Origin of the sequence: Propionimicrobium lymphophilum DSM 4903 (assembly GCF_000423485.1) — a bacterium.
Lineage (GTDB): Bacteria > Actinomycetota > Actinomycetes > Propionibacteriales > Propionibacteriaceae > Propionimicrobium > Propionimicrobium lymphophilum.
Map to the genome: position 1 here is coordinate 56,856 of NZ_AUIB01000004.1, position 12,440 is coordinate 69,295.

General features: G+C 58.9%; 11 protein-coding genes. 5 read left to right on the forward strand and 6 right to left on the reverse strand.

The genetic code is table 11. From position 1 onward, the window contains the following. Positions 1-756, reverse strand: a complete 756-nt coding sequence (locus G556_RS10965; protein WP_155941725.1) for a type 1 glutamine amidotransferase family protein — start codon at positions 754-756, stop codon at positions 1-3. 75 nt (positions 757-831) lie between these two features. Between G556_RS10965 and argF the strand changes: the two genes are divergently transcribed. Continuing rightward, complete coding sequence (gene argF, locus G556_RS0102905) at positions 832-1,821, forward strand: ornithine carbamoyltransferase (RefSeq protein ID WP_028821696.1); 990 nt, start codon at positions 832-834, stop codon at positions 1,819-1,821. Here the strand turns inward: argF and pheA are convergent. Together pheA and G556_RS0102915 are read right to left on the reverse strand one after the other, a co-directional pair. After that, positions 1,818-2,726, reverse strand: a complete 909-nt coding sequence (gene pheA / locus G556_RS0102910; protein WP_028821697.1) for a prephenate dehydratase — start codon at positions 2,724-2,726, stop codon at positions 1,818-1,820. The genes argF and pheA overlap by 4 nt on opposite strands. Before the next feature lie 41 nt (positions 2,727-2,767). Beyond that, entirely contained in the window at positions 2,768-4,060 is a 1,293-nt protein-coding gene (locus G556_RS0102915; RefSeq protein ID WP_016454985.1) for a citrate synthase, read from the reverse strand. A 197-nt stretch (positions 4,061-4,257) separates the two neighbouring features. On the opposite strand from G556_RS0102915, the gene G556_RS0102920 reads away from it, so the two are divergent. After that, the gene (locus G556_RS0102920; protein WP_016454986.1) at positions 4,258-4,950 is read left to right on the forward strand and encodes a hypothetical protein; all 693 of its coding nucleotides are present in this window, start codon (positions 4,258-4,260) and stop codon (positions 4,948-4,950) included. Between the two features lie 57 nt (positions 4,951-5,007). Here the strand turns inward: G556_RS0102920 and dnaN are convergent, their stop codons facing one another. Then, positions 5,008-6,171 carry a DNA polymerase III subunit beta gene (gene dnaN, locus G556_RS0102925; protein WP_016454987.1) on the reverse strand — a complete coding sequence of 388 codons (1,164 nt, stop codon included), beginning with the start codon at positions 6,169-6,171 and terminating at the stop codon, positions 5,008-5,010. Positions 6,172-6,733: 562 nt separating this feature from the next. On the opposite strand from dnaN, the gene alr reads away from it, so the two are divergent. Further along, positions 6,734-7,855 (forward strand): alanine racemase, encoded by a 1,122-nt coding sequence (gene alr / locus G556_RS0102930; RefSeq protein ID WP_028821698.1) that lies wholly within the window; start codon positions 6,734-6,736, stop codon positions 7,853-7,855. Positions 7,856-8,282: 427 nt separating this feature from the next. Here alr and bluB read toward each other — a convergent pair whose 3' ends face one another. Together bluB and G556_RS0102940 are read right to left on the reverse strand one after the other, a co-directional pair. Further along, positions 8,283-10,064: a 5,6-dimethylbenzimidazole synthase gene (gene bluB, locus G556_RS0102935; RefSeq protein WP_028821699.1), complete on the reverse strand. Its 1,782-nt coding sequence runs from the start codon at positions 10,062-10,064 to the stop codon at positions 8,283-8,285. A 127-nt stretch (positions 10,065-10,191) separates the two neighbouring features. Further along, complete coding sequence (locus tag G556_RS0102940) at positions 10,192-10,536, reverse strand: hypothetical protein (RefSeq protein WP_162139745.1); 345 nt, start codon at positions 10,534-10,536, stop codon at positions 10,192-10,194. Between the two features lie 190 nt (positions 10,537-10,726). Between G556_RS0102940 and G556_RS0102945 the strand changes: the two genes are divergently transcribed. Continuing rightward, a complete protein-coding gene (locus G556_RS0102945) occupies positions 10,727-11,344 on the forward strand; it encodes a hypothetical protein (RefSeq protein WP_162139746.1) in 618 nt (205 codons plus the stop codon). Then, a complete protein-coding gene (locus G556_RS0102950) occupies positions 11,344-12,399 on the forward strand; it encodes an alpha/beta hydrolase family protein (RefSeq protein ID WP_028821702.1) in 1,056 nt (351 codons plus the stop codon). Before G556_RS0102945 ends, G556_RS0102950 begins: the two co-directional genes overlap by 1 nt. The last annotated feature ends 41 nt before the right edge of the window (positions 12,400-12,440 follow it).

The window sequence follows — 12,440 nt, forward strand, 5'->3', positions numbered from 1 at the left end:
CTAACCCCTGGAAAGCTCTGGTGCCGATTCAAACCGGATGTCGATGTGTGCGCCGGCCCTCGACAACCAGGCTACCCTGCCCTCGCCTGCCAGCTGCGTGCGCCCATTAGGAGTTACGGTCAGGCAGGTGGCCTCGTCAATTGCGGCTACGTTGGCCATTTTACCAACGAGCATGGCCTCAATGGCCCTGCCCATTGCAGAACGCGCATCGACGTGTGTCTCGACGCTCGGACCGATCAGCCCAAGGCCGTCGGTGATTGTCAACTCGTCGAACCCGTAGGCGCATTCGGGTGTGGTGATTTGGCGTCCGTTGCTCTTCCAGCCGCCCACGATGGCGTACTTTCCGACGATCGCGGCACCGGCTGAAAAGCCCAGGTACGGCACTCCTGCGCTGACCAGCCTGCCAATGGTGGACTTGTTTCCAGCCAGATAGCTGAGCACCGACGACGGCATTCCCGGCCCGACGATCATCGCGCAGATGGATTTTTCGTCGGGGAACTCGAACGTCTCCGTATCGCCGTTCAGCCAGAAAGTTTCGATCTGCGCCTCCGGCCAGCGTTCACGCAGCACCTCTTCGTACTGGGCGCGCTCCTTGACGTTGCGGTCCTGCTCGTCGGCCGGATCGCCCACCAGAAACAGGGCTACTTTTTCCTCAGCTGTGAAAAAATCCTTGGCCTGGGTGACGAACGCGTCGAAAACAGGGGCGAGCGAAGGCTGATTCGGAAACGGCCTGCCACCCACTAGAAATAAGCTCATGTCTATAAGGTTAGACGCAGCAGCTGACAATTCTCACCTGCAAACTCTTCTCGAGGCGCAACGAAAGGCAAACACATGGATTTGCGGGGACGCAGTTTCCTAAAAGAAACGGACTTTTCGATCGAAGAATGGGCTCACCTTCTAGATGTCGCGGCCAAGTTGAAGGCCGATAAGAAGAATGGGCGGGAATGTCAGCAGCTGGTCGGCAAGAATGTCGCACTGATCTTCGAGAAGACCTCCACCCGCACTCGTTGCGCGTTCGAGGTTGCAATTCACGACCAGGGCGGCCACTGCACCTATCTAGATTCGGTTGCCTCGCAGATCGGCCACAAGGAATCGATCACCGACACGGCACGGGTGCTTGGGCGCATGTTCGACGGCATCGAATACCGCGGCTTCGGGCAAGGGCGCGTCGAAACTTTGGCCGAAGCCGCTGGTGTGCCAGTGTTCAACGGCCTGACCGACGAATGGCACCCCACCCAGATGCTCGCTGACCAGCTCACCATGCTCGAACACACCGGCAGGGACTTGTCGGAGGTCTGCCTGGCATACCTGGGTGACGCCAGAAATAATGTCGCTAATTCTCTGCTGGTTTCTGGCGCGATGATGGGTATGGACATTCGGCTACTGGCCCCCAAGATCCTGCAGCCGGCAGCCGACGTGCAGCGAACAGCCGCAGAAATAGCAGCTAAGTCGGGTGCGCGGATCACGATAACCGACGACATCGACGCGGTAGAGGGCGCGGACTTCGTCTACACCGACGTGTGGGTTTCCATGGGTGAGCCCGACGAAATCTGGACGCAGCGCGTCGACGAGCTGCTGCCCTACCAAATCAACCAGAAGCTGCTGAACAGAGCCGGCGAAAACGTGCGCGTTTTGCACTGCCTGCCCGCATACCACGACTCCAACACAAAGATCGGGCGCAAAATCACCCAGCTAACCGGCATCACCGGTGGCCTGGAGATCACCCACGACGTCTTCGAGGCCCACCCGGAAATCTTCGATCAGGCCGAAAACCGGATGCACTCAATCAAGGCGGTTCTGGTGGAGATGCTGCGCGCCTAGATCCGTCCGCCGATGGAACGCACCCAGTTCATCGCGTCGGTGTATTCGGGGTCGGTTCCGCCGCGCTGATTCATCGGTTCGACGCCATTCGCCCGTTCATAGCTGCCCAGGAAAATCACGTCCTGGCAGATCCGCTTCAGGCCGATCAGGGTGTCGGCCAGGCGCAGATCCTCGATATGGCCCTCGGCGTCGATGCTGAAGCAGTAGTTACCCAAAGATGTCTTGGTGGGACGCGACTCGATGCGACACATATTGACCCCGCGCACGGCGAACTGCTGCAAAATGTTGAGCAGAGCGCCAGGTTCATCGCGGTGCATGTAGGCCACCAGGGTGGTCTTGTCGTGGCCGGTGCGCGCCGGGGACTTCTGCCTCTTAGTAACCAAAACGAAACGGGTGGTGGCCGACGGGTTATCGGCGACGTCGCTGACTTGTGCTTCTAGCCCGTTTAGATCGCCGGCGATGGCCGAGCAGACGGTGGCGTCCACCTTGCCCTCGGCGACGAAGTTGGCGCCCTGAGCCGTGGACCCGACCCGCATGATCTCGGCCTCGGGGAAGTTCTCGTCAAGCCAGTTGCGCACCTGCGCAAGAGCGTGCGGATGGCTGGCGATCGTCTTAATTTCGGACAGCTGCACACCCGGCCTTGTGCACAGGTTGAAGCGTATGTTCAGCACCGTCTCGCGGACGATCTGCAGCGGATTAGCCGGGTCACCGATGTCGTCAAGCGTTGCCGTCACGCCGCCCTCGACGGAATTCTCAATTGGCACCAAGGCGGCCTCGACAGAGCCATCTCGCACCGCCTCCAGCGCCAAACCGACGCTGGCGTACGGCCTCATGTCGTCACCGGAAACTAGCTGCAGCAACGCCTGATGAGTGAAAGTTCCTTCGGGGCCAAGGTATCCAAGCATGGGAACTAGACTAACCCGGCCATCGGCCGGGCCAACTATTTCTACCCGCGCTTGTTGCGCTGCACCCAGTGATTCTGCGGCTTGCCGATGTAGAGCTGACGCGGGCGGTAGATGCGCTGGGAGGTGTTGTCGTTGATTTCCTTCCAGTTGGCGATCCAGCCGGGCATGCGCCCGATCGCGAACATGACGGTGAACATGTTCAGCGGGATACCGACTGCGCGCAGGATGATGCCCGAGTAGAAGTCCACGTTCGGGTACAGGCTACGCTCGATGAAGTAGTCGTCGGCCAGCGCCTCGGCGGCGACCTCCTCGGCCAGCTCCAGCAGCGGATCGCTGCTTTCCATCGTGTTCAGCAGCTTGCCGGCGGCCTTGCGCAGGATTTTCGCGCGCGGATCCATGTTTTTGTAGACGCGGTGGCCGAAGCCCATCAGGCGGCTACCGTTCTCGCGCTTCTTAACCTCTTCGAGGAACTGCTTCGGCGTGATGTGTTCGCGAAGCATCCGCTGCAGCATCTGCACCACGGCGACGTTGGCGCCACCGTGACGCTGACCCCAGAGGGCCACGACGCCCGCAGAACAAGCCGCGTACATGTTCGCCTGGCCGGATGCCACCATGCGCACTGTGGACGTGGAACAGTTCTGCTCGTGGTCTGCGTGTAGTACCAGGAACTGGTTGATTGCCTGGCTCACCTCGGGCAGTGGCTCGTAGAGATCGTAGGTCTTCGAGAACATCATGTGCAGGAAGTTATCGACGTACTTCAGCGAGTCCTTAGGCTGAATGATCGGCTCGCCGCGGCTCGACTTGTATGCGGCGGCCGCGATCGTGCGAACCTTGGAAATCAGGCGGGCGGCATAGTCAATCAAGGCTTCCTCGTCGCCGTGGACGATCAACGGACGCTCGTGCATCGAAAGCGAGTTGATCATCGCCGACATGATCGCCATCGGGTTCGAGTTAGCCGGGAAGGCGTCGAAATGCTTCAACATCGCCGTAGGCAGCGCAGAGTATTTCGTGAGCAGCGAACGGAAATGTTCGCGCTGCTCGGTGTTGGGCAGCTCGCCGAAAATCAGCAGCCAGGCGGTCTCGACGAAGCTGGCGCGCTCGGCAAGCTCCTCGATCGGGATGCCGCGGTAACGAAGCGTGCCTTCCTCACCGTCGATGAAAGTGATCTTTGATTTGCAGGAGCCGGTATTTGCGTAGCCGTCGTCAAGCGTGATGCAGCCAGTCTTTGCACGCAGCTGGCTGATGTCGATGGCCTTCTCGCCCTCGGTCCCCACAACTATTGGGAGCTCGTAGGTGGTACCGTCGATCTCTATCTTTGCGGTATTAGCGCTCATCTGTACTCCTATTCGTCTAGGCAATTGTAGGCAATATGAATGCACTGATGAGCACCCGCCCAAATGCGTGCGCGTTAATCTTGAATGAAGGGGCTAGCCGTGCACACAACAGAGCGGCTAATTGGTCACATAACGGAAGTTTTTGACGCCCAACGGCGTTAAAGCTGCAGAGGCCATGAAAGTTTAGGAGGCCGACAATGTCCAGATCCGCAAGCGAAATTGGAAAATCTATCATCGCCGTGCTGCCCAGCGCCGCCCCGAACTCTGTGGGAAAAATGTTCCATTGGCTAATCGACCAGGCCATAAACGGAAACAAAGTACTGCCCGGCGCTAAAAAAACGGCCGGGCATCACCTGCGCAAACGACGCGGCGACGTCGAGAAGGCAATCGACAGGCTGGTTAACCTGCACGTCTCGCTTGCTGGGACGCAGGGTTTCGTGACGAGTCTTGGCGGTGCGGTGGCTAGCGTCGTCGGAATGCCGGCTGGAATGGTCGCAATTTCCATAATTCAGGGACGAATGGTGGGCGCAATCGCGCACCTGCGCGGCTACGACATCGAATCGGGCCAGGTGCAGCAGGCCATCATGATGTCTCTGCTGGGCGAAAAGATCGTCAACGAGCTGGTGGCTTCCGGGGATCTTCCCGGTTCGCCGCTCGTCATCGCGACGGCCCCCGTTTTGGACGACGAACTGTCTGAATCCATTTCGCGCAGGGTCGCCACCTCGCTGCTCAGCCAATCCGGCGGCAAGCAGATGGCCAGCATGGCCGGCAAGAGGGTGCCGATCGTGGGCGGCGGCATCGGCCTGGTGACGGATTCATACAACACGCTCGCGATCAGCCGCTACGCACGCGCACAATTCGTCAGCAGGCGTCCCGCGCTCGACGATTAAGCCAACTAAGCAAAAATGCCCGAGATTATCTCGGGCATTTTTTATGTCTTGAATTCTTTAATTCGGCAATCTCATCAGCATGATGACGTGCTTGTAATCGGGCTCCGGTGTGCCGTCGAGCGACTCGAGGCCCTGAACAAGACACGGCTTGCCGGCCGCGGTGAATGCGAAGTAGACGTACGGCGTGGTCAGCACCGAAAGCGCATCCTGCAGGTAGTGCGGGTTGAAGCCGGCCGCGGACAGGCTCAGCTCGCCACCGATCATGTTCTCGACGACGGCCTCCACGGCTTCTGAACCGCGAGCCTGGTCGCCAGTCGCGGCCTCCAGCGCGATCTGGTCGTCGGCAATCAGCATCCGCAATGGAGTGTTGCGCTCGGCCACCAGCGAGACGCGTTTAACCGCCGAAATCAGGTCGGAAGTCTTCGCCTTAACCGTCACCTTCGGGGTGATGTCCATCAGGTGACGAACCTTCGGGAACTCACCGCCCAGCAGACGGGTGGTGAGCTCACGCTTGCAGCCGGAACTTTCGCCGGTCAGACCAATGATTCCGTCGCCGGTGCCCTCGCTGTGGGAGATAGCCACGGAAACCTGTTCACCGCCGGTCAGGGAACGCGAAACCTCGCTCAGCACCCTGGCCGGAACCAACGCAGACCCCTCGATCTGAGTCTTCGACGGGTTCCAGGTCATTTCCTTTAGCGCCATGCGGTAGCGGTCGGTGGCCAGCATGGAAAGCTTGTCGTCCTCGATCTCGATACGCACGCCCGTGAACACCGGCAGCAGCTCGTCGCGACCCGCGGCGACCGCAACCTGGTTGATGGCCTGGGAGAACTTGCTGGACTCTACAGCGCCGCTGGCCGAAGGCATCTCGGGAAGCGACGGATAATCCTCCACCGGAAGCATCTGCAGCGTGAAACGCGCAGAGCCACAAACCAGCTGAACGGTGGATTCGTCGCTGGAAATCTCCACCGGCTTCTTCGGCAGGCTGTGAGAAATATCGGCCAGCAGCTTACCGCTGACCAACACTAGCCCCTCATCGATGACCTCAGCCGGGACGGAAACCTTAGCGCTGGTCTCGTAATCGAAGCAGCTCATTTCGACGCCGTCAGCGTCCGCCTTGATCAGCAGACCCGCCAGAATCGGAACGGACGGGCGGCTGGGAAGACTGCGCGCTGCCCAAGCTACGGCTTCGGCCATCGCGTCGCTTTCGATGCGAATTTTCATCAGTTCTCCCTCGCTTCATTTAAAAACTGGTTAGACATAACGCCTATCACTACGAGCATACCCGCTTGATCTCAGCTCTTCACCTAACAGCATTGAGTTGATCTTGAGGGTCTTGCTTTGTTGATTTAAAGAATTCTATTTGGTCCGGTTACGGCCATTTTCCAGATTTCCACACCGGTTACTTTTATTAACTAAGAGATTTATAAATCTAGTAGTAGTAATAACTTCTGTGAATTAGTGGATAACCACCCATAAAACCTAGTCAACTGTGTTTTTATACTTGTTATTCGCAGTGTTAATAACCTGTGGAAAACTTCTGGTGAATGTGGATACCGAAAACTCTTAACAGCTGTACACAAGCTACGCACAGGAAAGTAACAAGGTTTTCACACCCGCTGTGGACGTATTTCGTGACCAAACAATTATCTCAATCCACAGAGCAAACCAACAAGTCGATTTTGAGCGTGGAAAAACGTCACCAGCTTGTGGATAACTCTGTGGAATTTAGCCCCAGAGAGCAATTCTGAAGCCCTTTGTCACCCACAAGTGCCATTATGGTTTCATGCTTTATGCCACGCACGCCATCATCGACCTGCAGCAGCTGGGGGCTAATGTCTCCGCCGTGCGGTCAAAAATAGGTGACCGTGCGCTGCTTGTGCCCGTCAAAGCTAACGGTTACGGTCACGGAGCCATCGAGGTTTCGCGTTACCTGCAAGATAACCGGTTGGCTAATCACTTAGCCGTCGCGAACACGCCCGAGGCGCTGGAATTGCGCGAGGCGGGCATCACGCTGCCGATACTTAGGCTTTCCCCGGCGTTCCCCGAAGAACTATCGGCATTGTCCGACGCCAACGTGTCCATCACTATCGTCGACGAAGACGGCGTACGCCAGGCAGCCGAAGTCGGGTTCCGAGCCCCTGTACACATCGCCCTCGACACAGGTATGCACCGAATCGGAGTCGATCCGTCCGGCGCCCTCGATCTCGCGACGAAAGCGCAGCAGGCCGGCCTCAATGTTGAAGGCCTGTTCACTCACCTGCCCGTATCCGACGTCGAAGACGGGCGGGAATTCACCGTCGCCCAACTCAAAGCGTTCAACTCCGCAGCGACCCTAATCCAGCAGAATCGCCAGGACGCAGGTCTGCCGCCAATCAAATACGTGCACGCGGCGAATTCCGGTGCTGTCCTCGGCCACGACCTGAGCGGCATTAACATGGTGCGTCCCGGAATAATCATCTACGGCTACTATCCCGATCCTGCCAGCGGCAAGAACCTTGACATCAAACCCGTCCTGACCTGGAAGACGAAAGTTTCCGCGCTCCGCAAAATCGGGCCCGGTGAGACTGTCGGCTATGGACGCACCTGGCGCGCAGATACCGACCGCTGGATCGCCACAGTCCCCGTCGGTTACGCCGATGGCTATTCCAGGCTGCTCAGTAACCATGGCAGGATGCTTTCGGGCGGGGTTTCGTATCCCATCGCCGGACGGGTCTGCATGGACCAAACCATGCTCGATCTCGGAGATTGTGAAAATTCTCCGCTCAAAGTTGGCGACGAGGTGACCCTCCTCGGCCGCGATGGCGACGAACAGATCACCGCCGACGAACTCGCCGACGAAATGGGCACCATCAACTACGAGGTTCTCTGCCTAATCGCCAAGCGAGTCCCCCGGGTCTACAAATAGGGTCATTACCCATCCTTGAGGCCTCTAGCTACCGCTTCGCGTGACGCGGGGGCCTGGGTGCCTTCCTCTGGTGGCTTTTCTTGGTGCTCTTGATTGGTGGTTAGTTTGGACATTCCTGGTTGGCGGTTGCCTGGTTGCTTTTGACGGTTGTGGGATTCGGGTCTTTGCGTCACTGGCTACGTGTCTCCGCTCCTCATCCAAGCGCTTTGGCGCTTGGATATCGTCGCTTTCGCCACGCCTTGATGTTTCTTCAAAGACCCGAACTCCCACAACCTCATGCCTTTAGGTGGTCATACGAATTATTGCGTCAAAAAAGGCTCGTCTACGAGCCAAATCTGCCGCAATAATGTCGCGACCACTTAATAAGCAAGGCTGGTTACCAACTGATAGAGCTAGGTTGGCGTCCACGTAAAGGTAGCCAACTGGGCTAGCAGGTTGGCGTCCACCGGGCGGCGGCCTCACGAACGCGCATCCCCGTCAGAAGCATTTGGGCTCCGTAGCAGGCACCGACGCCTTCGCCCGCGCGCATCCGCAGCTCGAGGAGTGGTTCGAGGCCGAGCTCGTCGAGAACTTTCTGGTGGGCGTGTTCGCGACTGACGTGGGACGCGATCAGCCAGCCTTGCACTCCGGCGCTGATCTGGACGGCAGCCAGCGCGGCGACGCTCGTCGCGAGGCCATCTAAAACTATGACGCTGCCGGCCTTGGCTGCGCCTAAGACGACGCCCGTCAGCACGGCGAATTCCGGGCCACCGACGGCGGCGAGAGCCTCGATCGGGTCGCGCAGGTCGCGTCCCTGAAGGCGCTCGAATGCGCCTGTCAGAACCTTGATTTTGCGTTCAACCATCGAGGAGTCGCTGCTGGCACCCAGGCCGACGGCATCCTCGGGGCTCAGGCCGGCGAGCGCGCACGCCAGCGCGGAGGCCACGGTGGTGTTTCCGATTCCGATTTCGCCCAGGCATACCAGGCCATCGCCGGATAGCTTCTCGCCCAGCTCGATGCCGCGCTCTACCAGCAATTTAGTTTGTTCGAGGCTCATTGCGTCAGTGGTGACGATGTCGCCGCGCTGGCCGGGCAGCCGCAGGTCTATTGCGCCCTCGATAGGCCCCTCGTTCACGCCTGCGTCTACTGTCACCGAGGTCAAGCCGATAGTTTTTGCGGTGGCTGCACCCAGCGAAGAGCCGGCCGCCGAAGCACGCATAACCTCGTATGTGACGGATGAATCGAACGCTGAAATCCTGTGCGAGGTGATCGGGTGATCTGCGCCAACGATGACCAGCGTGCCGGAATCAACCTTGTCCATCGCGGCACCCAGCCTGTCGAGCGCCTGGTCGAGCTTGCCCAATGATCCCGGAGGCGTCAACAGCTGATCGGCCTCGTCGCGGGCACCGACCACGTCCAACCTGCCGGGCGCGCTGACCTGCATGTTCGCGTACTTTTCGGCCAGATCCTCGCGTAGCCCAGAAACGGGTGCGGACGGCTCGTCGGACTGTGGCCAACGGTTTCTCAGCACGACTTCTTCCAGCGGCAGGCGTTTCGACCATCCGCGGCGCTCCAAGCCGGGCGACGGCGGGCGCTCGTCCGGCCAGCCCAGGCACATCCAACCTAGCGTCTCCACGCCCTCGGGTAGCCCGAGCATTTCGGCTAACTCTGCCGGGTCGAACAGCGTCACCCAGCCCATGCCAAGCCCGCGCGCCCGGGCGGCAAGCCACATGTTCTCGATCGCGGCCGCGCAGCTCCACATGTCCGCGTCGGTGAAAGTGTTCCTTCCTAGCACTCCCGATGATGGGGTTCGCCTATCGCATGCCACCACAATTCCAAGCGGGGCCTCGCGAATGCCCTCCAGTTGAAGGTCCAGCAGTCGCGCCGCGCGGTCTTGAGTCAGCAGCTTCGCCTGACGTAGCCTCTCGCGGTCTGCCATCACTGCTGCCCGGTCGCGGATGTCTTGGTCGCTGACCACAATGAAGCGCCAGGGTTGCGAATGTCCAACCGAAGGGCCCCTATGCCCCGCAGTCAAAACCTGTTCGACCTGTTCCTGCGGCACCTCGTCGGCGCGATACCTTCTGATATCTCGCCTTGCAGAAATAACCTCATCCAGAGCGGCGGTAACTGCCTCACCCATGCTCCACGCTTCCGGATCCTGCTGGCGGTCTACATGGCTCGTCGCGTCGCCGATGTTCGGCACCGGACGTTCGTACTTATCATTGCTCATGGCTAAAGACTATCTTCACCCATTTTTGATTTTTCCGGCACTCCATTGGAGCTGGTTGATCTTTTAGCTTCTGGTCGATTTCTGACCTGGCAGCTCCCTCTTGTGGCTGGTTTGTACGTCGACGGGATTAGCGTTGAGGAAATTGTTCGATGTCGATCGTTTTGGTTCCCGCTAAATCTTTACGAATCAGCGTGGAAGAAATTGTTCGACGTCGAACTTTTTCCTCCTCGTTTTTTGCACTTGGGCCCGGGTGGCCACTTTTCAGGTTGAGGTTGTGGGAGTTCGGGTCTTTGAAGGAACGTAAAGGCGTGGCGGGAACGAAGTGATTCATCGCTTGCGATGAGAACGCAGCGGAGACACGTGCCCAGTGACGAAAAGACCCGAACTCCCACAACCGTCGAGATGTTCCCAGGTCAACCACCACGTCACCAGGATCAGCCGGATAAAAAAACCGGCATAAATCGACAGTCACGCGTAAATACACAGAGTTATCCACAGGATTATCCCCAGAATGGGGATAATTACAGGCATGTAATTACAGCGATGTTGGTAACCCTGTGGATAACTGTGGATAAGTGGTTATTTCCCACACGAGTGTTTGAGGGGTTCCTGCCGCAATGGGCGGCATCGTGGGCTTGTCGGGGACGTGCGAAGATGAAGATATGAACGATTACCTGGGCGCGCTTTTTGCCACGCTTGGCGCTTCCCTGAGCCTGAACGGGGATGGCGGCAGTGTGCGCGGCTGGGCGGTGTCGGTTGGCATTGGATTGGTTGCGGGCGTCTCCACCATGCTCGGGCAGTGGGCGGTGCTGGCTATTAATAGGGTGCGTGGGCTGCGCATGGCCATGACGTTGTTGACGTCGGCTGCGGGGATGCTCCTGAAAGGCGCCATCCAGTCAGCGCTGTTCATCTTGCTCGGAAACCTGTTTTTGGGTGTCGATCTGTCGCTGAGTCAGGTGCTGCCCCTGGTGCTCGCGTCGTACGGTCCGTTCTGGTTCGGTTTCTTAGTCGTGCTGCCCTACACGGGCCCGGGTATCGCGCGAATTTTGAACGTCTGGGTGCTGCTGGCGATGTGGTCGTTTGCCATAGTCAGTCTAGGTTTGACCAGGCCAAATGCGTTGCTTTTGACGCTGGGCGCTTGGCTCGGCGCGCAGATCATCGACTGGTCCTTCGAGCTGGCCCCGATAAGGCTCGCCACCCGCGTTTTCAGGTGGGTCAGCGGGAGCGAAGGCGTAACGTCCGACGATCTGATGAGGGCTGCAGAGGATAGGCGAGTCTGATGATCGTTTTGCAGATTATTTTGGTCATGGTTTTGGGCCTGGTGATCGCCGGCCTATTCGCCCCCGGCGAGGCCCTGTCTTGGTGGCAGCGCAACTATGCTCATCTGGATTCTTCGCCTGACGCCCCAATTATCGACTGGCCTAGACTCGAGCAGGCAAAGCAGGCCCCGCTCGAGCAAGAAATAGAGCTACCGGCCGAGGTGGCGGATAACGTTGCCCGGCCGAAACCGGTGGTTGCGGAGGATGGCGACGAGCACTATCTGGTTTACCTTTCCGGCATCGGCACTAGCGGGCCCGACCAGCTGCCCGTTTTTGAGGTTCCAGTCGTCGATGAGTTGGCCAAGCGCCTCGGAAAGACCACCGTTATTTGGGATATCTACCCATATTCTGTGGAAAACCAGGCGTTGACCACCGGCAGACGCTTCTCGGGGCTTTGGCAGAGGCTGAGAATCTGGAAATTCGAGAAAAAACCGGGGCGCTTTTTGGCGGTCATGATCAACGTGCGTAACGCCTTCCAGATGCTTGTCAGTTCCGACCGCAGGTATGGGCCGGTGTTCAACCTGGCGGTCGCCGAACAGATCTCGGCGGCGTTGCTTCGTCACGGCTACAAGCCCGAGGAGAAGAAGCCGGTCACTTTGCTCGGTTGGAGCGGTGGCGCGCAAATAGCTCTCGGCGCCACCTGGTATCTGTCCGCGCTCGGTGTGCCGGTTCGGGTCATTTCGATGGCCGGCATCACAAGCTCCGACCCCGGAATCGATCGTGCAGTGAAAATCTGGCACCTGCGCGGGCACAAGGATAACGTCACCAAGGCAGGGCTGCTGTTGTTTCCGCGGCGCTGGCGGATTTTTAAGAACACGTCGTGGAATCGTGCTATCAGGGACGGCCGGATTCAGCTCGTCGACCTGGGCGCGCTCACCCACACCGGCAAGTTCGGCTACTACTCGGCCAAAACAACCCTGCCCGACGGGCGCCAACCCCGACAGGCCAGCATCGACCATATCGTTAAGGTGCTCGTCGACGAGGGCCTGGCCACGGACACCGACGGCAAGTTTTAGCCAACGGCTCCGGGGCTAGCGGCTTTGGGTTAATGCGGCGA